The organism is Prochlorococcus sp. G5PB11 (assembly GCF_059772425.1).
On record NZ_CM186287.1, the window covers coordinates 1307306 to 1331696 of the forward strand.

Genomic DNA, 24391 nt, shown 5'->3' on the forward strand with positions numbered 1-24391 from the left:
TTGTTTAAAAATACTTGTAAAGTAAGTGGCATTTTCTAAAAAGTTTAAGAAACTGTTTTTCTCTAGCCCTAAAAAAAACAATTGGAATGGGCTGATAAACGCTTACAAACCTTGGCTACCAGTAACAAATAAGACTCCCATAATATCTTTAAACGAAGGGGGAACACCTCTAATAGAAGTCAATTCAATAAGTAATCGAATTGGAAAAGGAGTAAAAGTATATGTGAAATATGACGGTCTCAATCCAACTGGATCATTCAAAGACAGAGGAATGACAATGGCTATTAGTAAGGCAAAAGAAAATGGCTGTGAAGCAGTAATTTGCGCAAGCACAGGTAACACCTCTGCCTCTGCAGCTGCCTATGCGAGCAAAGGAGGAATGAAATCTTTTGTGATTATTCCAGACGGATATGTTGCTCAAGGAAAATTAGCTCAAGCATTAGTATATGGAGCAGAGATATTAGCCATTAAAGGAAATTTTGATAAAGCGTTGGAGATTGTAAGGGAATTATCTGAAAAATATCCAATAACATTAGTAAATTCTGTAAATCCTTATAGATTGCAGGGACAAAAGACTGCAGCTTTTGAAATAATAGAAAATCTTGGAAATGCTCCTGATTGGTTGTGTATTCCGATGGGAAATGCAGGGAATATAAGTGCATACTGGATGGGATTTCAAGAGTTTTTTAATGCTAATAAATCGAGGAAGCTCCCTCGGATGATGGGGTTTCAAGCAAGTGGGTCTGCACCTTTAGTCGAAGGTAAAAGTATCAGCAATCCAGAAACAATTGCCACTGCAATAAGAATTGGGAATCCTGTTAATAAAGAAAAAGCATTAAAAGCAAAAGATTCAAGCAATGGTAGATTTTCTTCTGTTACTGATTCAGAAATAATCGAAGCTTATAAAATTCTTGGAAAAGAAGAAGGGATTTTCTGCGAACCAGCTAGTGCAGCTTCTGTAGCAGGTTTATTAAAAATTAAAAACGATGTTCCAATTAACTCAACTATTGTCTGTGTTTTAACAGGTAATGGATTGAAAGATCCTGATTGCGCCATTAAAAATAATGACGCACTTTTTCATACTGGTGTAGATGCGGAAATAAGTTCAATTACAAAAAAAATGGGTTTTTAAGGATATACAAATATCCAGTAAAGAAACTGTCTGTTGATTTTGTCTGATTTCACTTGTTTTGACTGTGGAAAAAAGAAAAAAAATTCCTTTAATACTTTTTTTTCTTTTCCACAATCATTTTTATAGGTGGATAAGTATGTTTTTATCCACTTTTAAAAAGTCTTTTCCACAGTCAAAAAATTAAAGACACCTGATGAAGTCAATGTTTTTTCAAAAAACCACAAAAACCACAAGACCTACTACTACTAATTCATTTTCATATCATGAATATAGAAATATACTAGAAGAAGAAATTTTTGTTTTTTTTAACGGTATTGCTTTTTTTAAATAGCTATGAAATTCTTATATCAACGGATTTTTTTGAAATAACGGAATGAAGCTAAGTTGTTCGCAATCAGATTTGAATACTGCTCTTCAGTTAGTTAGTAGAGCTATATCAAATCGACCGACACATCCAGTTTTAGCGAATGTTTTGTTAGCAGCTGACGAAGTCACAGGGAAGTTGCGCTTAACTGGCTTTGATTTAAGTTTAGGAATACAAACTTCAATATCCGCTCGTATAGATGAAAGTGGTGCTATTACTTTACCAGCTAAATTATTTGGAGAAATTGTTTCTAAATTATCAAATGATTCACCATTAGTTTTAACATCTGATGATGTTAGTCAACAAGTTGAATTAACGAGTAAAAGTGGTACATATCAAGTAAGAGGAATGCTTTCTGATGATTTTCCTGATTTACCTTTAGTAGAGAGTAGTACTTCATTAAAATTAAATCCTTTATTACTATCTAATGCAATTAAATCTACATTATTTGCAAGTAGTACAGATGACGCTAAACAATTACTTACTGGTGTTAATCTTACTTTTGATGGTTATGGTATTGAGTCTGCTGCCACAGATGGACATCGACTGGCTGTATTAAACCTAAAAAATATTTTATCTCAAACAAAAGATATAAATGATTTTTCAGAATTTGATAAATTTTCTATAACATTACCATCTAAATCTTTACGAGAAGTTGAAAAGTTTTTAAGTGCTTGTGATATTAGTCAACCTATTAATTTTTTTATTGACAAAGGACAAGTAGTTTTTATATCTCTTGATGAAATTATAACTATTAGAGCTTTAGAAGGTTCTTATCCAAATTATTCTCAATTACTACCTGATACTTTTTCTAATATATTAGAATTTGATAAAAAAGAATTTATTGCTTCATTAGAGAGAATAGCTGTTTTAGCTGACCAACATAATAATGTTATTAAAATATCTACTGATAGTTCTGCTAGAATAATTAAAATTAGTACTGACGCTCAAGATATAGGAACTGGTTTTGAGTCTCTGCCAGTTTCTTTTAAAGGTGAATCATTTCAAATTGCATTCAATGTAAGATATTTATTAGATGGTCTTAAAGTTATAGATTCAAATCTTATTAGGTTGAGTTGCAATGGACCTACAACCCCAGCTGTGTTTTCACCTATTAATAGTGAGGTTAACTTTATATATTTAGTTATGCCAATTCAAATACGAAATTAATTTTGGATAAAAAAAATCAGTTATTATTAAGTGATCTATTAAAAAATAATGTTCGCTGCGAAAATGGTATTAACCATGGACCAGTTGTTAATCCATGGATGCATCCTCCTGTTCATCGAATATTAGGATTTATTTCTCGTCCTTCTAATTTAAGACTTGAAAGAGAGGTTTGGAGGTTAGATCAAATAAAAGGATTAAACGAACAAGAAGTATTTGTAAAAGGACCTTGTTCTATTTCTGATAATCAAACTTTGGAACGTTTTCCTACTTTGGTAAATTCGAATGTTTTTAATAGAAACGGCCAAAGATTAGGTTTAATTGCAGATTTTCTTTTTGATCTTAAAAATGGAAAGATACAATACTATTTAGTAAGTAGAACAAATCCACTTATTCCAGGAACAAGTCGTTGGTTATTATCACTATCTAAAATTATTGATAAACAACCTGGTTCTATTTCATGTGATATAGATTCGTTCGAAGATCTACCTATACAAAAAGCTAGTTTTAAAGAAGAATTTCTCAGCAAAAGCAGAAAATGGAAAACTCAATTTCAAGATCTTACATACAATGCTTCTGATAAACTTGAGGGATGGATTGATGATCAAATTACCGAAAGTCCATTCGACTCTATAGAAGACACTTCTAAAATTGATAGTGGGGGCGACTCATACGATGATTGGATTGATGATTTAGATATAGATAGTTCAGAAGAATTTAATAGAATGAATCAGCGACCAAGAAAAAATGGTTTTGCCCATGAAAAAGATCTTGATCCTTGGATTTGATCTATGACATCCTTGTCAGACAATAATGATTTTCAACAGTTAATTAATTTACCAAATTTTTTTGTTGAATACGACGTTTTATCTTCTCTAAGCCAAGAGGGGTTAAAGCAATCTGATTATGTTGAAATTTGTAGAAGATTAAAGCGACCACCAAATAGAAACGAGTTAGGAATGTTTGGTGTTATGTGGTCTGAACATTGTTGTTATCGAAATTCTCGTCCTTTACTAAAAAATTTTCCAGTAACAGGGCCTAGAATACTTGTGGGTCCTGGAGAAAATGCAGGAGTTGTAGATATTGGTTGTAATCAAAAACTGGTATTTAAAATTGAAAGTCATAATCATCCATCTGCTGTAGAACCTTTTCAAGGTGCAGCAACAGGAGTAGGTGGTATTTTGAGAGATATTTTTACTATGGGAGCAAGACCAATAGCGATATTAAATGCTTTAAGATTTGGACCATTGGAAGATAAAAAAAATATCAGTTTATTAGAAGGTGTCGTAGCAGGTATCTCGCATTATGGGAATTGTGTAGGTGTTCCGACCGTAGGAGGTGAAGTTGGTTTTGATAGTAGTTATTCAGGTAATCCTTTAGTCAATGCAATGGCATTGGGTTTGATGGAAACAGATAAGATAGTTTGTTCAGGAGCTAGTGGAATTGATTTTCCAGTTCTTTATGTAGGAAATACAACGGGTAGAGATGGAATGGGAGGAGCAAGTTTTGCTAGTTCGGAACTCTCAAAAACTTCTATAGATGATCGACCTGCTGTACAAGTGGGTGACCCTTTTCTTGAAAAAGGATTGATTGAAGCATGTTTAGAGGCGTTTAAAACAGGATATGTAATTGCTGCTCAGGATATGGGGGCTGCAGGTCTTACTTGTAGTTGTTCTGAAATGGCTTCAAAAGGAGAGGTAGGAATCGAATTAGATCTTGATCTTGTTCCAGCGAGAGAAAAAGGAATGACTGCATATGAATTTTTGTTGTCAGAGTCACAAGAACGAATGTTATTTGTAGTTAAACCTGGTTCAGAAAAAGAGTTAAGACAATTATTTACGAGGTGGGGGTTATATGTTGAAGTTGTAGGAAAAGTTTTAAAAGAAAAAGTGGTGAGAGTATTACATAAAGGCGAAGTTGTAGCAAATCTACCAGCATCCGCACTTGCTGATGATACACCTATAGAAAAACATTTATTATTAAAATCTACTCCTGAATATTTAAATGATCATTGGAAATGGACTGAAGATTTACTACCTAATAATTTAGAAAATGGAACCATAAGTTTAAATAATAATGTATTTATTAGTTGGAATAATGTTTTATTAAATTTATTAAGTAGCCCTTCAATAGCATCAAAAAATTGGATATATAAGCAGTACGATTATCAAGTTCAATCCAATACAGTTGTTGCACCTGGAGAAGCCGATGCAGCTGTTATAAGAATACGTTCTCAAAAAGATTTTAAAACCAAATCAAATCATAATAGAGGTATAGCCTCTTCAGTTGATTGTAATGACAGATGGGTGTATTTAGATCCTGAACGTGGAAGCATGGCTGCTGTTGTAGAAGCTGCTAGGAATTTAAGTTGTGTAGGAGCTGAGCCAATAGCGATTACTAATAATTTAAATTTTTCTTCTCCGGAAAAACCAGTAGGTTTTTGGCAATTATCAATGTCTTGTAAAGGTATAAGTAATGCTTGTAAAGTAATGAAGACCCCCGTTACAGGGGGTAATGTGTCTTTGTATAATGATACAAAACTACCAAACGACACGGTTATACCAATACATCCCACACCCGTAATTGGTATGGTTGGATTAATAGAAGATCTAAATAAAGTTTGTAAAAAATCTTGGATTAAAGAAGGTGATCAAATATGGATGTTAGGATTACCTTTAGAAACTAATAGTAATCAAGATAATAGAATTTCATTATCTGCTTCATCTTTTTTAGAACATATACACGGTCTTAAAACAGGAAGACCACCTGAAATAGATTTAGATTTAGAGAAACAAGTTCAATTATTTCTAAGAAATATAATTAAAAAAGATATGATTAATTCTGCCCATGACTTAGGGGATGGAGGTTTAGTAGTAGCTTTAGCTGAATGTTGTATTTCTTCTGGACTTGGTGCCACTATTCAACTTCCTTCAAGTGAATCAAGATTAGATCGTTTGCTTTTTGCTGAAGGTGGAGGCAGAGTTTTAGTTAGTTGTTCATCTGAACAAACTTTAAAATTAAAAAATTATTATAAGAAGATATCCTTACAACGAGCTATAAATTTTTCAATAACATATTTAGGAACTGTAAATGATCAAAATAAATTATCAGTTTATCAAGCTAATAATTCGATTATAGATGTTGATATTCTTCATATAAAAGATACATATAAAAATGCTATTTTAAATAAAATCTCTTATGAATTATAATTTAAAAATTAAAATATCATCTATTTAACCAAGGAATATAATTATGTGTGGAATCGTAGGGGTTGTTTCTTCAGATCAATGTAATCAACAAATTTACGATAGTTTGTTATTGCTTCAGCATAGAGGTCAAGATTCCACAGGTATCGCAACGATGGATGGGAGTGTTTTTCATATTAATAAATCTAAAGGTCAAGTAAGAGAAGCTTATAGAACAAGAGATATGAGAAGCTTGATTGGAAAGGTTGGGTTAGGGCATGTTCGATATGCTACTAAAGGTGCTGCTCATCGAGAAGAGGAGGCGCAACCTTTTTATGTGAATGCTCCATATGGAATAATTCTTGTTCATAATGGCAATTTAACTAATACAAGGGAGTTAGAAAAAGAACTTTTTAAAGTTGACAGGAGGCATACAAATACTTCAAGTGATACTGAAATGTTATTAAATGTTTTGGCAACAGAACTGAATAGTTCAATAAAAGGAAAAGATATAAACCCAGATGATCTTTTTACCGCTGTACATAGGCTTCATGCAAGAGTAGAGGGATCATATGCTTCTATTGCTTTAATAGCAGGTTATGGTCTTTTAGCTTTTAGAGATCCTTTTGGGATTCGTCCCTTGGTAATTGGTAAAAGATTAAAAGAAAACAATAAACCCGAGTGGGTAATCGCTAGCGAATCATTAGTTATTGAAAATAATGATTATCAAATTGTTAGAGATGTTGAACCAGGAGAGGCGATTTTTATTACCTCTGAAGGTGAGTTTTTTTCTAAACAATGTTCAAATCATCCTCAATTATTTCCATGCTCATTTGAATATGTTTATTTAGCTAGACCTGACTCAATTATGAATGGTATTTCTGTATATGAGTCAAGGTTAAGGATGGGAGATCTATTAGCAGAAACAATAAAAAAACAAATTTCATGCGGCGATGTAGATGTAGTAATGCCGATACCTGATTCTTCTAGACCTGCTGCTATGCAAGTAGCAAGACAGTTAGGAATTGAATATAGAGAGGGTTTTTTTAAAAATCGTTATGTAGGGAGAACTTTTATCATGCCTGGTCAATCATTACGAAAACGTTCTGTTCGTCAGAAGTTAAATGCAATGAGTACTGAATTTAAAAATAAAAATGTTTTGATAGTCGATGATTCGGTAGTTAGAGGAACAACTTCTCAGCAAATTGTTCAAATGGCAAGAAGTGCAGGCGCTAACAAGGTAACTTTTACTTCTGCTGCTCCACCAATTAGATACCCACATGTTTATGGAATTAACATGCCAAGTAGGAATGAATTGATTGCATATAATAGAAATATAAATGAAATAGAAGAGAATTTACTTATTGATAAAATGATTTATCAAGAAGTTGAAGATCTTACTAAGGCTATAATAAATAATTCTAATATCAAAGAATTAGATTTATCTTGTTTTACAGGAAAATATGTTACTGGAACAGTTACCGATGAATATTTAAAGTGGGTCGAAAAAACTTCTCTATCTTAGTTTGTTTCAGGTATTATCATTGAAAAAGTAGATATTATAAATTCATTATCATTTAATTCTAGATTTAATCTTTTTTCTTTTTTATAGGAACTATTATCAATTTCATCTTTTTCTAATTTTTTATATCTATCTTTATTTGTTTTGATATAAACGTATTGATTATTTATAAAACAATTAATTATTCTATCATTTATTTTTTTATTATCTTTTAAATTGATAACCATAGTTCCTAACTCTCCTTTTTGAGATACTTTTATTTCTTTTGCTTTATGCTTAATGAAAGAACCTTGACTAGTTATTAAAACTAAGTCTTCAATTTGTTTTTCTGAAATATTTATAGCTTCAATGATATTTTCTCCTGGGAATAATTTCATTATACTGGTACCTTGAGCTAATTTCCCCATAAAGGGATAGTTCTTTTCCGTTATTTTTATTTTTATAATTCTGCCAATATTACTTATTATATATAAATAGCTATCTTCTTCACAAAGTAAACAAGATTTTAGTGTAATGTTGCTTTTTAACTTTACAACCGTAGTTGATCTATTAGATATTTCGGTAATCTCATCAATTGAAACTCTTTTAAATTTTCCATCACTACTTATTAATCCTAAACTTATATTTTTTTGTTCTGGTAACGGAATAAGATTAATTATTTCATCATTTTCTAATCCTGCTGGCAAAAAGTGTTCTAATGGACCAGGTTTTTGTCCTGCAAATTCCCATTTAAGAAGACCTATTTTACCTAGTCGACTTACAGCTAATATCTTTGGTTCATTAATAATAGGCCATATTAGTTTCGACGGTAGAATATCTTGTCTGTCTTGATTACTTTCTTTTAATTTTAATTTTTTAATTGTTATGGATGGGATTATTTTTATTTCATTATTTGATTGAATAATTATTTCAGAATCTATAGGTAATTGTTTTAGAGCATTTATTCTTTGAAGCTCTTTATTTGGTCTTTGATTCGCAAGCTTTTCTGCAATTAGTGCATCACCGCCTTCTATTAACTTTGTTTTTCTATCACTTCCAAACTTTTTTTTAAGTTCTTTAAGTTCTTTAATAAGTACTTTTAACAATTTTTCTCTATCATTGATAATTGATTCAAGATTCTCTCTTTTATTTTTTAAGTCTTCTATTTCTTTTTTTAATGAATTCTTTTCAAGACTTGTAATCTTTTTTAATGGCATACTTAAAATTCCATCAGCTTGTCTTTCATTTATCTTTAGGTTATTAATTAAATTATTTTTAGCTTCAACTGCATCTTTAGATTTTTCAATTAAATTTATTATTTCTCTAAGATTATTTATAGCTTGGATTAGTGCTTCAACGATTTCTTGTCTGTTTTTGATATTTCTTAAAAGATATTTACTTCTAAGTAAAATAGTATTTTCTCTAAATTCTAAGAAATTATCTAATAATTTTCTTAATGTTAGCTGTACTGGTTGACCATTAACTAATGCAAGTAAAATAGCTCCAAAATTACTTTGTAAAGAAGTTTTTTGATATAAAAAATCTAGAATTTTTTTAGGATCAGAATCTCTTTTTATTTCTACAAGAATTCTCATTCCATCTCTATCACTTTCATCTCTAATATCAGCTATTCCAGAAACTTTTCCATTATTTACTAGGTCAGCTAATTTTTCAATCCAAGAAGCTTTGTTTAGTTGATATGGAAGTTCAGTAATGACAATGCCACTTCTTTTGTGTTTTCCTTTTCCAGGATTAATTTCTTCAATATGAGCAATACCTCTCATGGTTATACTTCCTCTGCCTTTTGCGTAAGTTTCTTTGATCCCATTACTTATTAAGATTTCTCCGCCTGTCGGAAAGTCGGGTCCTGGGATCAGTTCTAATAATTTTTCTTCGCTCAAGGAAGGTTTTTTTATGATTGCTATTAGACCTTCTACCACTTCGTTTAAATTATGAGGAGGAATGCTAGTTGCCATTCCAACTGCAATTCCAGCACTTCCATTTAAAAGTAGGAATGGTAATTGAGCTGGTAAAACATCTGGTTCTTGTTGAGACCCATCAAAATTGGGAGAAAAATCAACAGTTTCTTGATCTATTTCACTTAAAATTGCATCATTAGATATTTGTGCTAGCCGAGTTTCTGTATATCTCATTGCAGCTGGTGGATCGTCATCAATGGATCCAAAGTTTCCGTGACCATCAAGTATTGGGTACCTTGAACTAAAAATTTGTACTTGTCTTACAAGAGCATCGTAAACGGCTTGATCACCATGGGGATGATATTTACCAAGAACGTCTCCAACTACACGAGCACATTTTCTATAAGGCCTATCAGGAGTCAGACCTAATTCGTGCATCGCAAAAAGTATTCTTCTTTGAACAGGCTTTAATCCGTCTCTAGCGTCTGGCAATGCTCTTCCAACGATTACGCTCATTGCGTATTCGAGATAAGAACGCTGCATTTCTTGATGCAACGATATTGATTTCAGGCGTTCCTTGGCCATCTCTGAGTTCGTAAGAGGCCTAAATTTCTTTATTTAGGCTACTAACTAATCTGTTAAAAACCAGTTTTTTGTTAAACATTAATTTATTGGGTTTTTTCTTTGGCTTCTTTAACTGCTTTTTTCATTTCTTCCATTTTAAATAAAAGTTGTGCTGATTTTTGTAATTTCTTACCCCATAATTGCTTTGCTTGATAGTCTTTTGAAACATATTGAGGATTAGATTTTAAAGCATTTTTTGCTAAGTTTAATGATTCGATAGAGCTATTATTTGAAGAAAATAATGCAATTGCTAAAGCTAGCATTGGCTCTGCATTATTACTAATTTTTAGTGCTGATTTAAATTTTAATATAGCTTCTTTTGAATTATTTAATTCATATAAGACAAGACCTTCATTGTTAATAGATTGCCAAAAATTTGAATTAATTCTTGAAGATATTTTAAAAGCAATTAAAGCTGATTTATAATTATTTAACATTATTTCTGCGTTACCTAGTTGAAAATAACCTCTCTCATTTTTTGTATTGATTGATAAGCCTTTTTTTATATTAAATTTGGCTTTTTCTGGATTTTTTAAATCCATATATATATATGCTTTTCTGAAATATATACTTTCTTCTTTTGGTTTTAACTTAAGTGCTTTATCTAATGATGATAGTGCTTGATACTCTCTACTTGCTCTAACTTGCGCTTCTGCAAGACTTGTCCAGAGTTCAATTTCTTTAGGATTTAATTTAACGGCAAGTTTTAAAAGTTTAATTGCTTCATTGTTTTGCCCAAACCGAATTAGTTGTACAGCTGTCTTACCTAATTGTATCGATTTAGATTCTAATTCTTTTTGATTTGGCTCGTTAATTCTAGGAATAAATGCATTCGATGATCTAGTTATAATAGAAGATTCAAATAGAACTAAAAAAATTAGAAAATGATAAATTTTTGGAAAGTAATTTTTCATTTTTATTGATTATTTGAGATTGAATTTATATTTCTACGCCACATCCATGGTTTAATTCGTTTTAATGCTGATTTTTTTAAAGCTTCTTTCCATTTTGAATCACTCCAAGATAATGCATCATTTTTGTTTATGTTCATAATCCATTCAGATGGTTGTAGATCTGGTTCAGAGGTATTTGGGATATTTTTCTGATTCCATGGGCATACTTCCTGACAAATATCACAACCTGCAATCCAATTTCCCATATTGCTAATTATATTTTCTGGTAATTCTTTTTCTCTGTTTTCCAAGGTGTGATATGCCAAGCACTTATTTGCATTAACAACAAAGGGTTCTTCAATCGCTTTGGTTGGGCATGCATCAATACATTTTTCACATTCGCCGCATATTGGTTGTGAAGGTTTGTCAGCTTCCAAAATTTCAGTAGATAAAAGATGACCTATAAACATCCATGAACCAATTTTAGAGTTAATTATATTGCTATGTTTTCCAATCCACCCAATTCCAGCTTCCTCAGCCCAAGCTTTGTCTAAAAAAGCATTCGTATCAACGCATATTTTCCATTTAGAGTCTGGTCTTTCTTTTTCTAAAAATAGAGCGATTTTTTTTAATTTTTTTTCAATAATTTTGTGATAATCGTTTCCCCATCCATATCTTGCAATGGATATGTCTTTAGGCGTTTTGTCTGTCTCTATATAGTAATTAAGTCCAACAGCAAGAATACTTTTTACCCCTTGAAGAATGTTTTCAACATTCTTTCTTCTTGGGTTTTTCATCCATTCCATTTTTGCTTGATGTCCAGCTTGTAGCCATCTTTCTAAGGCAGCCGTTCGAAGGTTTAATCTTGAAGATCCTGGAACTTTTGCAATCCCTACTGCATCAAAGCCTTCTTTAAAAGCCTCCTCTTTAATTTTTTTTGTTAGAGCAATCGATTTCTTCGTGTTCACAAGCAGCTTTTCCAGAATAATTTTTTTACCTTTACTGAAAAGGTTTTCTAGGCAAATGCCACTTTATATGGGCCTTCAAATGCTTTCTTTTAATGTTTTATTTCTATTAATAGCTTAAATTATTTAATTAATGCACTGAATTTGGTTAGATTGTATATATATACATTGTTCGGACTCTCTTTATTTGGTGCAGTCCTCCTCTCCAAAGGAAGACCTGACTCTTGGCTCAAGGCTTCAGCAGGATCTTAAAAATGACCTCATAGCTGGTCTGTTGGTGGTTATTCCTTTAGCTACCACTATTTGGCTGTCTACGATTGTCAGCCGTTTTGTTCTGGCAATATTGACCTCTATACCAAAACAATTAAATCCCTTTATTACTCTTAATCCTTTATTGCAAGATCTAATTAATCTTGCGTTGGGCTTAACTGTCCCACTTCTGGGTATTTTATTGATAGGCTTAATGGCCAGGAACTTTGTAGGGAGATGGTTGCTTGAGTTTGGGGAAGGGACGCTTTCTCGAATACCTCTTGCGGGATCAGTTTATAAAACTCTCAAACAATTGTTAGAAACTTTTCTTAGAGATAATTCAACAAGATTCCGCAGAGTTGTGTTAGTTGAATATCCTCGTGAAGGCTTATTTAGTGTTGGTTTTGTCACAGGAATTGTTGGACCATCTCTTCAAACTGAGCCAGATAAACCCTTATTAAGTGTTTTTATACCTACAGCTCCTAACCCTACAACTGGGTGGTACACCTTGGTTCCAGAAGGATCTGTTAAGGACTTAGATATATCTGTTGAAGATGCATTTAGAACAATTATTTCTGCTGGAATTGTAAATCCTGATGATAGGAACAATTCTACAAATACTTCTTTTTCCAGTTTGTTTTCTCAGTTAAGAGCTTCATCTTCTTAAAGTATTTTCAATTATACATATGCAATTAAAATCAATTTCTAGAGAATTAGCTCTTTTGCTTCTAGGACAAATAAACAAAAAAGATACTAAAAATCTCAATGTTGAAAGTCTACTGAGTCAAGCGATTGAATCTTTAACCCAACATTGGCGTGAGCAACTAGATTTATGTGCAGCAAAATTAGAAAAAGCTAATCAGGAATTATTAGATAGTGAATTTCAAGAAGATGCAGGTTTGTTGAAAAATTGTCGTAATCATTTAAAAATTTGCCTGATTGATTCTGAGAATATACTTAATTGTTTATCTGAAAGTATCGAATTACCAAGATTAATAGCACTAGTTGATCAAAAAGAAATACGTGAGCTAGCTCTTAAGCGAGTTTATAAAGTTATTGATAAGCAAGAAGAGATTGATAAGAATCTTGATAGCGTTATGGAAGGTTGGCGTTTAAAAAGATTACCTAGAATTGATAGAGATATTTTGAGATTGGCATTGGTGGATTTGATTGATTTTAATACTCCTACCGCTGTTACATGTAATGAGGCTGTAAATCTAGCTAATCGATATAGCGATGAACAAGGTCGCAGAATGATTAATGGAGTTTTAAGAAATCTTCAAAATTCTAATTTAATACTTACCACGAAATGAAAGACGATTTTTCTCAGGAAGTAACAGCCTCTTTTGATAATGATAAAAGTGAGGATTCTCAATCTGCTGTAGATGAGTCTTTAGATTGGGCAAAACAAGCTTATTTGCAACTTAAACAAAAACAAAAAGAGGAGAAAGAATTACTTCAAAAAGAAATTAGTGAAAAAGACAAACCTAAATTAGATATTTTAGCTGTAAATAATTCTCAAGATATTAATGATTTAAAAGAAGAAGATGAGCCTGAACTAGGCGATTTTGATGATACTTTTACTTGGTCAGCGGAAGTTTTAGCTGCACAAGGTAAAAAAATTAATCAATTTTCATTAGATGAAATTGATTGGCTTAGTAGGTTAAAACAAGGATTAGAAAAAACTCGTAAAGGTTTTGTTACAGATTTACTAGATAAATTAGGCGATGATCCACTGACGCCGGAAGTTCTTGATGATTTAGAAACTCTTTTACTTAGATCAGATGCGGGAGTTTCTGCTACTGATCAAATTTTAGATTCTTTAAGAAGGAAGTTAAATGAGGAAGTCGTTGAAGCTTCTGAAGGTTTGCGTTTTTTAAAAGAACAATTAGTTAATATTTTAGAAAAGCCAATAAAAGATAGTGGTGTTGATTTACTTTCTCCAAAAAAAGGTTTTTTGAATATTTGGATGTTAGTTGGTGTTAATGGTGTTGGTAAAACAACGACCCTTGGCAAATTAGCAAGTGTTGCAAAAAGAAGTGGTTTTTCTGCAATGATTGCTGCTGCAGATACTTTTAGAGCTGCAGCGGTTCAACAAGTAAAAGTATGGGGTAATAGAACAGGGGTTGAGGTAATTGCAAACGAATCTAAAAATGCTGATCCAGCATCGGTAGTGTTTGATGCTATTGGAGCATGTAAATCAAAGAATGTCGATTTATTATTGGTTGATACCGCAGGAAGATTACAAACTAAAAATAATTTAATGGAGGAATTAAAAAAAATTCGAAAAATTATTACCAAACTTGCTCCTACAGCAAATGTTGAATCTTTACTAGTTCTTGATTCTAGTCAAGGTCAAAATGGACTTAAGCAGGCTTTAGCGTTTGCTGAGTCAGCAGAATTAACTGGCGTAATACTTACAAAACTTGATGGATCTTCCAGAGGCGGAGTTGCGATGGCTGTTGCATCAGAAGCGAAACTTCCCGTCAGATTTATAGGCGCTGGAGAGAAGATTAGGGACTTAAGACCATTTAACAGCTTTGAATTTATTGAGGCACTTTTAACTGTTCGATGATTTCTAAAAATTTTTGGTACACGTTGCTAAATTTTAATTTCTTTGTTGCTGGAGAATAGTGAAAGAAAATTCTCCGATTTCAGAAAAAAAGTATTTTCATTCAATTAACTCTTTATCAAGTGATGCGTCTGAGTCGCTGACAGATTTAATTAATAGTCTTTCTCAAGAGCAAGTCTTTAATCAAGACTTATTGCTTTCATTAAGCTTCGCTCTGCGTAGTTTCACTAATTTACAGCGCTTTCTTGAACTTATTCCACTTTTTGTGACTCAATTAGTTGGTGTCAAATGGGCAATTTTAATTCCTTTTCAAGATAACGGCAGTCTTTGGTGCGAACAGTTGCAAATGTTTCCAACTGATGAAGATCCTGAACTGTTTAGAAAATTATTTCTTTTAGAAGAGGGAAAAAAACCGGGTTTTGGCATGGAGGAAAAGAATATTGCAATATTGGATCGTTTGGTTCAGAGATATTTTGATTCTTGTAATTTTATTGCTACATCAATAGTTTCTCGGGGCAGAAATAGAGGTCGATTGTACGTAATTGATAAAAAAGAGATTATTTTTGGCAGTAATGTTCATCGAAAACATATTCAAATAGTTGCTGATTTGACTGGAGTAGCGATAGAAAATGATGTCATATTTCAGGTAATTAGAAATCATGAAAAAGTCGATAGACAAATAAGTACTGGGGCTGAAATCCAATCACAACTATTACCCGATCAATGTCCAATAATTGATGGAGTTGAATTAGCTGCCTGTTGTAGGCCTGCCTTTCAAGTAGGTGGTGATTATTACGATTTTATGCCTACTCGTCCAGACTTGAATGCAACTGCAAAATCCAGTGGTCGATGGGCTTTTGTAATTGGTGATGTTATGGGTAAAGGCGTACCTGCCGGATTGTTGATGACTATGTTGCGAGGAATGCTTCGAGCAGAAGTTTTAACAGGATTACCTCCTGACTCTATTTTGCATGATTTAAATCAATTAGCTCTTGAAGATCTAACTCAATCACATAGGTTTGTAACTTTGTTTTATTCGGATTTTGATGCGCAATCGAGAAAACTGCGTTTTGCTAATGCAGCACATAATCCTCCATTGCTATGGAGTGCTAAGTCACAATCAATCAATCGATTAGATGCTCCTGGCCTATTGATAGGTCTTCAACCTGAAGCTGAATATGGATGTGGAGAGATTGTTCTTCAGCCTGGAGATGTTCTTCTTTATTACACCGATGGCGTTACTGATGCACCTGGTATCTCAGGTGAACGTTTTGACGAAAATCGTTTGATAACTTTTTTAGATAAATTTGCTAGAGAGGGATTAGGCGCTAAAAAAATACTGAATAAACTTTTTGAAAGATTAGATGCGTTTGTTGGTGTGAGCGATCATCATCTTGAAGATGATGCATCAATGGTGGTTTTAAAAGTCAATGAAGATCAACGGTTCCTGAATTAACTTGGTAAACCTCCTGACAATTGCTAAGACTCTTGCTTTATTTGTATTAGTAATTTGGAAAATGCATTGAGCAAAACTTGGAGCGATAGATTTGATAAAGGACTAAATCCTTTTATAGAAAAATTTAATGCTTCAATTGAGTTTGATATTCATTTATTAGAGGAAGATTTAGATGGATCAATTGCTCATGCACGCATGCTTGGAATTCAAGGGATAATTACTAAGGAGGAGGCTACTAAATTAGAAAATGGTCTTCAACAAATTAGAAAGGAGGCATCTAGTGGTTTGTTTCAACCTCTTATTTCGGATGAAGATGTACATTTTGCAGTAGAAAAAAAATTAATAGATTTGATAGGTCCACTAGGGAAAAAACTTCATACTGGTCGTAGTCGTAATGATCAAGTTGGAACAGATCTCAGATTATGGTTGAGAAAGCGTATTGATGAAATTGATATGGATTTGGAGCGTCTTCAGAAAGCGCTTTTTTTATTAGCAGAGCAAAATCTTCATACGCTTATTCCTGGCTATACGCATTTACAAAGAGCACAACCTTTGTCATTAGCGCATCACTTATTGGCATATGTTGAGATGGCACAAAGAGATAGAAATAGATTAATAGATGTAAGAAAACGAGTTAATATTTCTCCATTGGGAGCAGCTGCTTTGGCAGGTACTTCTATTGCTATAGATAGAAAGATTACTTCTTCGGAATTACAATTTCAAGATATTTATTCTAATAGTTTAGATGCTGTCAGTGATAGAGATTTTGTCGTAGAGTTTTTAGGAGCCTCATCGTTAATTATGGCTCATTTAAGTAGATTATCTGAGGAAGTTATTTTATGGGCGTCTGAAGAATTTGCATTTATTCAACTAACAGATCGATGTGCTACTGGTAGTAGTCTTATGCCCCAAAAAAAGAATCCTGACGTTCCAGAACTAGTTCGAGGTAAATCAGGGAGAGTCTTTGGACATTTACAAGCGATGCTTACGATGATCAAAGGGCTACCGTTAGCATATAATAAAGATTTTCAGGAGGATAAAGAAGCAATCTTTGATAGCGTAAAAACTGTTAAGAATTCGTTAGTTGCAACATCAATTTTATTCGAAGAAGGTTTAATTTTTAGAAAAGAAATACTTAATCGAGCTGTTTTATCGGATTTTTCCAATGCTACAGATGTTGCCGATTATTTAGTGGCTAAAGAGATACCATTTCGAGAGGCTTATCAATTAGTTGGGCGAATTGTAAAGACTTCCATAGAGCAAGGAGTTTTATTAAAAGATATTCCTTTGGAAACATGGAAAAAATTTCATAAATTTTTTGAAAAAGATATTTTTGAAAAGCTCTTACCTTCCAGTGTGGTTGAGTCACGTTTGAGTGATGGTGGGACTGGTTTTGAAAGAGTTCAAGAGCAGCTTGTTTTGTGGCGCGAAAAATTATTTAAGTAAAAAAATTGTTTTAAATCTATTTGAGGGCTTTCGGTATTAAAGTGGGCAATGATAACTCATTTTAGAGTTATTAATTTTGGCTATTCATAGCCTATTAGTTACATTTTATTTTCAGTCCAATTTTCAAGTGAGTATTTTTGTCGGCAACTTACCCTTCCGCGCTGAGCAGGAAGATGTCATTGAATTGTTTTCTCCTTTTGGGGAGGTGGCAAATTGTTCTTTACCTTTAGAACGAGATACAGGACGCAAAAGAGGTTTTGCTTTTGTTGAGATGGCTGATGAAGCAGTTGAAGCTTCAGCAATTGAATCTCTACAGGGTGCTGAGCTTATGGGCCGTCCTCTAAGAATCAACAAAGCTGAACCCAGAGGCAGTGCTCCCAGAAGAGGCGGCGGTGGCGGTTACGGCGGTGGCGGCCAAGGTGGCGGTTACGGCGGTGGCGGTTATGGCGGTGGCGGCCAAGGTGGCGGTTACGGCGGTGGCGGTTATGGCGGTGGCGGCCAAGGTGGCGGTTACGGCGGTGGCGGTTATGGCGGTGGCGGCCAAGGTGGCGGTTACGGCGGTGGCGGTTACGGCGGTGGCGGCCAAGGTGGCGGTTACGGCGGTGGCGGTTATGGCGGTGGCGGCCAAGGTGGCGGTTACGGCGGTGGCGGTTACGGCGGTGGCGGCCAAGGTGGCGGTTACGGCGGTGGCGGTTACGGCGGTGGCGGCCAAGATCAATCAGCTCAAGATAGACCTTCTGGAGCTCAAGGTTGGGAAGACCGTAGTCATGGAAATGCTTCTCAAGATGCTAATGGCTTTGATCAAGGTCGCAGTAGAAGAAGAAGAGGAGCTTCGCCTGAAGGGGGAGATGACACAACTGCAGATTATGGCGGCGCAGAATCTTAAAGATTTTGTTCCTTTTTTAATGCCCAGCATCTTCAAGTTGCTGGGCAATTTTTTTTAAAATAGAAACGTCAGCTTTATTATTTTGACATTTTTCGCTTAACTCTTGTCTCAATATTTTTGCATTTGGTATGTTTTCTATCAGGTTTAGGATGTGTTTAGCAATGTGCCAAAGACGTCCATCATTTTCTAAATGTTTTTGAGCAAAAGGAATAGTTTTTATTATTATTTTTGATCTAGAAAAATCTTCTTCTTGTTGTCCGAAAATCATCGAATCTATTTTTGTCCACATGAATGGACGTGAGTATGCTGCTCTCCCTATCATTGCTCCATCAAATACTTTGAGAGTTTTAATACAATCATCAATTGTATTTATTCCACCGTTAAGTTCGATAATTAATTCAGGCCTGCTTTTTTTTAATTTTTCAACTCTTTCATATTGAAGGGGTGGAATTGTTCGATTTTCTTTTGGATTTAATCCGTTTAGCCAAGCTTTTCTTGCATGAACAATAAATCTGTCTGCTCCTGCAATTGAGCAATTATCAACAAATTGCATAAGATATTCATCATTATCTAGGTTATCTATACCAAGTCTATGTTTCACTGTTATTGGGATATTGCATGATTTTTTCATTTTTTCTATGCAATTTGCGACTATTTTTGGTCTTCCCATTAGACAAGCCCCAAAGTTGCCAGATTTGACTTTTGGACTTGGGCATCCAATATTTAAATTAATTTCGTCATATCCCCAATCTTCTGCTATTTGAGCTGCCTCAGCTAAAAGTTTCGGATTGTCTCCTCCCAGTTGTATGGCTATTGGATGCTCAATTTCATCAAAATCTAATAATTTATTTCTATGATTGCTGTAATGGAGTGCTTGCGCGACAATCATTTCTGTGTAAAAAAGAGATTTTTTTGTGATTTGACGCATGAGAACACGAAAATGCCTATCTGTGCAATCCATCATTGGAGCAATACTTAATCTGTAATTAGCGAATTCATTTGTTTTGCAAGAGTTAGAAATCATTTTTTATGAATGAATTTTTTCAACCTTTAGGGAATATATTTTATTAATATTGGTTGAATTGAAAAATTTCTTTGAACCGTAGATTTTTAATGATTGGATTCTTGAATACTCTCTTCGGTTTAATTATCAAACCAAAAAGTACTTTTGCTTCTTCTAAACCTATGGATAGCTATAAAACTTTAACGGAAGCAGAATGGGAAGCTCGTTTACCCAAAGAAGCTTTTTACGTTTTACGCAAGGAAGGAACCGAGAGACCATTCTCAAGTCCTTTAAATGATGAGAAAAGGAAAGGAGTTTTTCTTTGCGCAGGATGTGGACTTGCTTTATTTTCTTCAAAAACAAAGTTTGACAGTGGAACAGGTTGGCCAAGTTTTTTCGATCACTTGCCGGATGCAATAGAGACAAAAACAGACTTCAAATTAATTGTTCCTAGAACTGAATATCACTGCCGACGATGTGGTGGGCATCAAGGGCATGTTTTTAATGATGGTCCAAGGCCAACTGGCAAGCGATATTGCAATAATGGTGTCGCTCTTGCGTTTGAAGTTGATTCGTAAATGATTTTCTTTTCCATTTAATAGGTGTGGGCTTCCGTAGCTTGTACAAAAAACCCTTTGGTATCAACATGGTTAATTAGCTGTTCAAATTATATGAATTCTGACGTGTCCTCTTCCGAACATGAATTATCTCAGGATGGTTTATCACAAGATGATTCCAACGAAAACTCTGCAAGTTCTAATACTAATCATGAATCAACCCAAGAAGTTGAGGTTTCTGATAATCCGGAAGTAAAGCCTGAATTGAATATTGATTCAGTAGAAGCAACACACGAACAATTTTCAAATAACTCTGATTCAAATATTAAAGTTCCAGATACTGAAGCAAGATTACAGCAATTAGAAAAAGAGCATGAAACTTTAAATAGCCAATATATGAGAATAGCTGCTGACTTTGATAACTTCCGAAAGCGTCAGACGCGTGATCAAGATGATCTAAAAATTCAACTTACATGCACTACGCTCAGTGAAATACTTCCTGTTGTTGATAATTTTGAAAGAGCAAGACAGCAATTAAACCCTGAGGGCGAAGAAGCGCAAGCATTGCATAGAAGTTACCAAGGACTTTATAAGCAATTAGTTGAAGTTCTTAAGCAACTAGGTGTTGCTCCTATGCGTGTCGTTGATCAGCCTTTTGATCCTTCTTTGCATGAGGCTGTCATGAGAGAGCCTAGTGATGAAAAGGCTGAGGATATTGTGATTGAAGAATTACAAAGGGGCTATCACTTGAATGGTCGTGTTTTAAGGCATGCTTTGGTCAAAGTTTCTATGGGACCAGGACCGAAAGCAGCTAATCAAGAGACTCCTGATAAGAGTGCTGATAATCAAGAACAAAGTCAATCCTCAGAAGACTTACCCAAAGATGAGAATTAACTACATGATTATCGAAATGGAATTGAATTTGTTTAAATGAACTAATGGCTGATTTTTACGATCTATTGGGTGTCAGCAGAGATGCTGATGCTGACACTTTAAAAAGAGCTTATAGACAGCAAGCTCGGAAATATCACCCTGATGTGAACAAAGAACCAGGTGCGGAGGATAAGTTCAAAGAAATAGGTAAAGCATATGAAGTTTTAAGTGATTCTCAAAAGCGAGCTCGTTACGACCAATTTGGAGAAGCTGGAATTGGTGGGGCTGCTGGTATGCCGGACATGGGAGATATGGGCGGCTTTGCAGATTTGTTTGAAACTTTTTTTAATGGCTTTGGTGGCCCTGGTTCTCCAGGAGGTTCTCGCCCTCAAAGACGTGGACCTCAACAGGGAGATGATTTACGTTACGACCTAACGATTGATTTTGATAAAGCTATTTTTGGACAAGAAAAAGAGATCACGGTTCCTCATTTAGAAACTTGCGATGTTTGTAGAGGGACTGGGGCTAAGAAAGGCATTGGTCCTGTTACTTGTTCTACATGTAGTGGTGCAGGTCAAGTAAGAAGAGCTACTCGTACACCTTTTGGAAGTTTTACCCAAGTCGCTGAATGTCCAACTTGTGGTAGCACTGGACAAGTGATTAAAGATCCTTGTAATACTTGTGGAGGGAAAGGGGTTAAACAAGTAAGAAAGAAATTAAAAATAAATATTCCTGCTGGAGTTGATAGCGGAACACGATTAAGAGTTTCAGGAGAGGGTAATGCTGGATTAAAGGGCGGTCCCTCTGGAGATCTATATGTCTTCTTAAAGGTTAGAAATCATCCTTCTTTAAAGAGAGATGGATTGACAATTTTATCTGAGGTTAATATTAGTTATCTTCAGGCAATTTTAGGTGATACTATTGAAATAGATACTGTTGATGGCTCGACTAAATTACAAATTCCAGCAGGAACTCAACCTAACTCTATTTTGAATTTAGAAAACAAAGGAGTGCCAAAACTAGGCAATCCTGTTGCTAGAGGTAATCACCAAGTAACAGTAAAGATAAAATTACCTACAAAATTATCAGATTCTGAAAGAAATTTATTAGAAGAGTTAGCTGGACATTACTCTGCACGGGGACCTCAACATCATTATCATAAAAGTGGCTTATTTAGTAAGTTGTTTGGAAAATAATAGTGGAAAAAAATAACGTTATTGATCATTATTTAGATTTGTGTGGCCTTACTTGTCCAGTTAATTTTGTTAAATGCTGTTTGGTGTTAGAAAACTTATCTTCTAATCAAATTTTAAAAGTAGACCTTGATGTAGGCGAATCTGAAACTAGCGTGATTGATGGTTTACAAGAGAAGGGTTATAAAGTAAAAATATTGAGTAAAGATTCTAAAAAAGTAACTTTAATAATATCGAGTGAAGAAAAATAAATCTAAGAATCTAAAAGGTATTGTTGTTGCACTTAAGGCAAATTTTTTAATCGTAGAAATTGACAATAAAGATTTTAAAGATGAGTTTTTTGATCAATTTTATAAAAAAATTAGACTTTTATGCACAAGAAGACGCAAATTAGATTATCAAGGTCTATTTATAGATGTAGGTGATATAGTTTTTGTGGAGTCTGTAGACTATAAAAATAAAAGAGCAGTAATTTCTGAAGTTGAGCAGAGAAAAAGCTTTTTAAAACGTCCCGCCGTGGCAAATGTTACATTAGTTTCTATTTGTATCTCAGTTGATGAGCCTTTATTTGATATGGAGCAAGCAAGCCGTTTTTTATTAACAGCTGAATGTGCAAATATAAAGCCTTTGGTGGTTTTAACAAAAATAGATTTAATTACAAAAAATGATTTGATGTTATGTATAAATCAATTAAAATCTTGGGGTTATGATTGTATACCAGTATCTATTCATACTTCTCAGGGTATTGATTCATTAATAGAACGATTTAGAAGAACAAAATTAACTGTACTTGCTGGGCCATCTGGAGTAGGAAAGACAAGTTTAATTAATCAATTCATCCCCACCGTTTCATTACCTACATCATCTGTGTCCAAAAAATTAAAAAGAGGTATCCATACGACAAGACATGTCGAACTTTTTGCTATTGGAAATGGATCACGTCTTGCTGATACTCCAGGGTTTAATCGTCCAGAAATTATATGCGAGCCATCTGACTTTGCTTATTTGTTTCCTGAGTTTCGAACTAAGTTAAGTAAGTCAAAATGCAAGTTCCGTAATTGTTTGCATAGAGATGAGCCTGGTTGTGTAATCAATAAAGATCTTGAAAGATATCCTTTTTATCGTGAGAATCTTGAGGAAATGATTAATCCTCATCTCCCATACCAGGCAGGTTAAGCTTGAATCCCCCGGTTAAATCTTCCATTCGCTCTTTCATTGTTGAAGTTGAAACTTCGTGAGCGGATTTCATAGCATCTAGTATTGCTTCTTCGACTATTGCTCTTTCCTCAGAAAGTAGAGATTGATCAATTTCTACGCGTAAAGGTTTTTGATTTCCTGACATCCATATTTTTGCCCGATTGTCATTATTTGTTCCTTCTATTTCCATAACTTCAAGTTCCTCTTGAAGTTTCTGAGCATTCTGCTGAATTTGTTGAGCTTTTTTGAAAGCTTCAGTGAGTTGTCCAAAATTTGGTAGTCCGAATCCAGCCATGAGAATTTCCTATTGTTATTGATTTTAGGGTTTAAATTTAAAAGCCACATTGTTTGACTTCTGTTTCTAACAAGATTCCATAAGAATTAAACACCCTTTTTTGAATGTATTTGATCAACTCTCTGACGTCACAAGAAGAAGCATTGTTTGCATTAATTATAAAATTTGAATGTATTTTGGATATTTCAGCTCCACCACAACGAAACCCTTTTAGACCAAGTTCTTCAATTAATTTTGCAGCTTTTAAAGGTTCTGGATTTCGAAAAACACTTCCGCATGTTTGGGATTTATAAGGTTGAGTTCGTAATCTATGATTTAGGTTTTCATTAGTAACTTGTCGAATTATTTCTGTTTGACCTGACACCAGCTTGAGTCGGGCAGATAAGACAATCAAGTTTTCATTTTGAAGCAGACTGTGTCGATATCCAAAATTGAGATCCGTTCCTTTGATCATTTTGTATTCTCCTTTCAAAGACAATGTTGTAATACTTTCGAGATAGTCTGATATGCAATGTTCTTGTGCTCCTGCATTCATAACTACTGCTCCACCAATTGTGCCTGGTATCCCTACAGCCCACTCAAGTCCATGAAGTCCATTTGCAGCAGCTTTTCTGGCCAACGTAGGAAGCATTTCACCGCCAAGGACATCGATAACTCCATTATTTTTATCAATATGTATGCCTTTGAAATTACGCATACATAAACTTAAACCTTTAATTCCTTTGTCATTAATTAGAAGATTTGATCCAGCACCCAAAATATTGCAGGGAATTTTTTTCTTATTTATCCAATTAATTAGATATTTAATTTCTTCCATATTTTTCGGTTGAGCAATCCATTCTGCAGGACCTCCTATTCGCCAAGTAGTAAAATTTGACAATGAAATATTTTTTTCTAATTGAATACAATTCATT

General features: G+C 34.0%; 22 protein-coding genes. 16 read left to right on the forward strand and 6 right to left on the reverse strand.

The features are described from left to right. Nucleotides 1–25 precede the first annotated feature (25 nt). The 5 genes from thrC to purF all read left to right on the forward strand — a co-directional run bounded on the left by thrC (nucleotide 26) and on the right by purF (nucleotide 7373). The gene (thrC, locus tag AC6EI0_RS07615; RefSeq protein ID WP_498521982.1) at nucleotides 26–1132 is read left to right on the forward strand and encodes a threonine synthase; all 1107 of its coding nucleotides are present in this window, start codon (nucleotides 26–28) and stop codon (nucleotides 1130–1132) included. 373 nt (nucleotides 1133–1505) lie between these two features. Beyond that, nucleotides 1506–2666, forward strand: a complete 1161-nt coding sequence (gene dnaN, locus AC6EI0_RS07620; protein WP_498521983.1) for a DNA polymerase III subunit beta — start codon at nucleotides 1506–1508, stop codon at nucleotides 2664–2666. A 2-nt stretch (nucleotides 2667–2668) separates the two neighbouring features. Continuing rightward, entirely contained in the window at nucleotides 2669–3451 is a 783-nt protein-coding gene (locus AC6EI0_RS07625) for a PRC-barrel domain-containing protein (protein WP_498521984.1), read from the forward strand. 3 nt (nucleotides 3452–3454) lie between these two features. After that, entirely contained in the window at nucleotides 3455–5872 is a 2418-nt protein-coding gene (gene purL / locus AC6EI0_RS07630) for a phosphoribosylformylglycinamidine synthase subunit PurL (protein ID WP_498521985.1), read from the forward strand. A 43-nt stretch (nucleotides 5873–5915) separates the two neighbouring features. Continuing rightward, entirely contained in the window at nucleotides 5916–7373 is a 1458-nt protein-coding gene (purF, locus tag AC6EI0_RS07635) for an amidophosphoribosyltransferase (RefSeq protein ID WP_498521986.1), read from the forward strand. Here the strand turns inward: purF and AC6EI0_RS07640 are convergent. From AC6EI0_RS07640 to queG, 3 genes are all read right to left on the reverse strand, one after another. Next, the gene (locus AC6EI0_RS07640) at nucleotides 7370–9853 is read right to left on the reverse strand and encodes a DNA gyrase/topoisomerase IV subunit A (RefSeq protein ID WP_498521987.1); all 2484 of its coding nucleotides are present in this window, start codon (nucleotides 9851–9853) and stop codon (nucleotides 7370–7372) included. The genes purF and AC6EI0_RS07640 overlap by 4 nt on opposite strands. Nucleotides 9854–9936: 83 nt before the next feature. Further along, on the reverse strand, nucleotides 9937–10806 hold the full coding sequence (locus tag AC6EI0_RS07645) for a tetratricopeptide repeat protein (RefSeq protein WP_498521988.1): 870 nt from the start codon (nucleotides 10804–10806) through the stop codon (nucleotides 9937–9939). 2 nt (nucleotides 10807–10808) lie between these two features. Continuing rightward, nucleotides 10809–11753, reverse strand: coding sequence for a tRNA epoxyqueuosine(34) reductase QueG (gene queG / locus AC6EI0_RS07650; protein WP_498521989.1), 945 nt, complete (start codon nucleotides 11751–11753; stop codon nucleotides 10809–10811). A 187-nt stretch (nucleotides 11754–11940) separates the two neighbouring features. Here queG and AC6EI0_RS07655 point away from each other — a divergent pair, with 187 nt between their 5' ends. From AC6EI0_RS07655 to AC6EI0_RS07680, 6 genes are all read left to right on the forward strand, one after another. Then, on the forward strand, nucleotides 11941–12666 hold the full coding sequence (locus AC6EI0_RS07655) for a DUF502 domain-containing protein (protein ID WP_498521990.1): 726 nt from the start codon (nucleotides 11941–11943) through the stop codon (nucleotides 12664–12666). A gap of 19 nt (nucleotides 12667–12685) precedes the next feature. Next, nucleotides 12686–13312, forward strand: coding sequence for a transcription antitermination factor NusB (gene nusB / locus AC6EI0_RS07660; RefSeq protein WP_498521991.1), 627 nt, complete (start codon nucleotides 12686–12688; stop codon nucleotides 13310–13312). After that, on the forward strand, nucleotides 13309–14574 hold the full coding sequence (ftsY, locus tag AC6EI0_RS07665; protein WP_498521992.1) for a signal recognition particle-docking protein FtsY: 1266 nt from the start codon (nucleotides 13309–13311) through the stop codon (nucleotides 14572–14574). Before nusB ends, ftsY begins: the two co-directional genes overlap by 4 nt. 103 nt (nucleotides 14575–14677) lie before the next feature. Beyond that, complete coding sequence (locus AC6EI0_RS07670) at nucleotides 14678–16027, forward strand: PP2C family protein-serine/threonine phosphatase (protein WP_498523521.1); 1350 nt, start codon at nucleotides 14678–14680, stop codon at nucleotides 16025–16027. A 54-nt stretch (nucleotides 16028–16081) separates the two neighbouring features. Then, nucleotides 16082–17473, forward strand: coding sequence for an argininosuccinate lyase (gene argH / locus AC6EI0_RS07675; protein ID WP_498521993.1), 1392 nt, complete (start codon nucleotides 16082–16084; stop codon nucleotides 17471–17473). 127 nt (nucleotides 17474–17600) lie between these two features. Next, complete coding sequence (locus AC6EI0_RS07680; RefSeq protein ID WP_498523522.1) at nucleotides 17601–18359, forward strand: RNA recognition motif domain-containing protein; 759 nt, start codon at nucleotides 17601–17603, stop codon at nucleotides 18357–18359. A gap of 16 nt (nucleotides 18360–18375) precedes the next feature. Here the strand turns inward: AC6EI0_RS07680 and dusA are convergent, their stop codons facing one another. Then, nucleotides 18376–19383 (reverse strand): tRNA dihydrouridine(20/20a) synthase DusA, encoded by a 1008-nt coding sequence (dusA, locus tag AC6EI0_RS07685; protein WP_498521994.1) that lies wholly within the window; start codon nucleotides 19381–19383, stop codon nucleotides 18376–18378. A gap of 89 nt (nucleotides 19384–19472) precedes the next feature. Between dusA and msrB the strand changes: the two genes are divergently transcribed. The 5 genes from msrB (at nucleotide 19473) to rsgA (ending at nucleotide 23161) form a co-directional block, all read left to right on the forward strand. Continuing rightward, on the forward strand, nucleotides 19473–19940 hold the full coding sequence (msrB, locus tag AC6EI0_RS07690; protein WP_498521995.1) for a peptide-methionine (R)-S-oxide reductase MsrB: 468 nt from the start codon (nucleotides 19473–19475) through the stop codon (nucleotides 19938–19940). 93 nt (nucleotides 19941–20033) lie between these two features. After that, the gene (gene grpE, locus AC6EI0_RS07695) at nucleotides 20034–20813 is read left to right on the forward strand and encodes a nucleotide exchange factor GrpE (protein WP_498521996.1); all 780 of its coding nucleotides are present in this window, start codon (nucleotides 20034–20036) and stop codon (nucleotides 20811–20813) included. A gap of 44 nt (nucleotides 20814–20857) precedes the next feature. Further along, entirely contained in the window at nucleotides 20858–21988 is a 1131-nt protein-coding gene (gene dnaJ, locus AC6EI0_RS07700) for a molecular chaperone DnaJ (protein ID WP_498521997.1), read from the forward strand. 2 nt (nucleotides 21989–21990) lie between these two features. Beyond that, on the forward strand, nucleotides 21991–22236 hold the full coding sequence (locus AC6EI0_RS07705) for a sulfurtransferase TusA family protein (RefSeq protein WP_498521998.1): 246 nt from the start codon (nucleotides 21991–21993) through the stop codon (nucleotides 22234–22236). Continuing rightward, nucleotides 22223–23161, forward strand: a complete 939-nt coding sequence (gene rsgA, locus AC6EI0_RS07710) for a ribosome small subunit-dependent GTPase A (protein WP_498521999.1) — start codon at nucleotides 22223–22225, stop codon at nucleotides 23159–23161. The genes AC6EI0_RS07705 and rsgA overlap by 14 nt, the downstream gene beginning before the upstream one ends. Here rsgA and AC6EI0_RS07715 read toward each other — a convergent pair. Both AC6EI0_RS07715 and murB read right to left on the reverse strand, forming a co-directional pair. Continuing rightward, on the reverse strand, nucleotides 23130–23477 hold the full coding sequence (locus tag AC6EI0_RS07715; protein ID WP_498461772.1) for a YbaB/EbfC family nucleoid-associated protein: 348 nt from the start codon (nucleotides 23475–23477) through the stop codon (nucleotides 23130–23132). The two genes, rsgA and AC6EI0_RS07715, sit on opposite strands and share 32 nt — an antisense overlap. 37 nt (nucleotides 23478–23514) lie before the next feature. Continuing rightward, entirely contained in the window at nucleotides 23515–24390 is an 876-nt protein-coding gene (murB, locus tag AC6EI0_RS07720; RefSeq protein WP_498522000.1) for a UDP-N-acetylmuramate dehydrogenase, read from the reverse strand. Nucleotide 24391 lies beyond the last annotated feature (1 nt).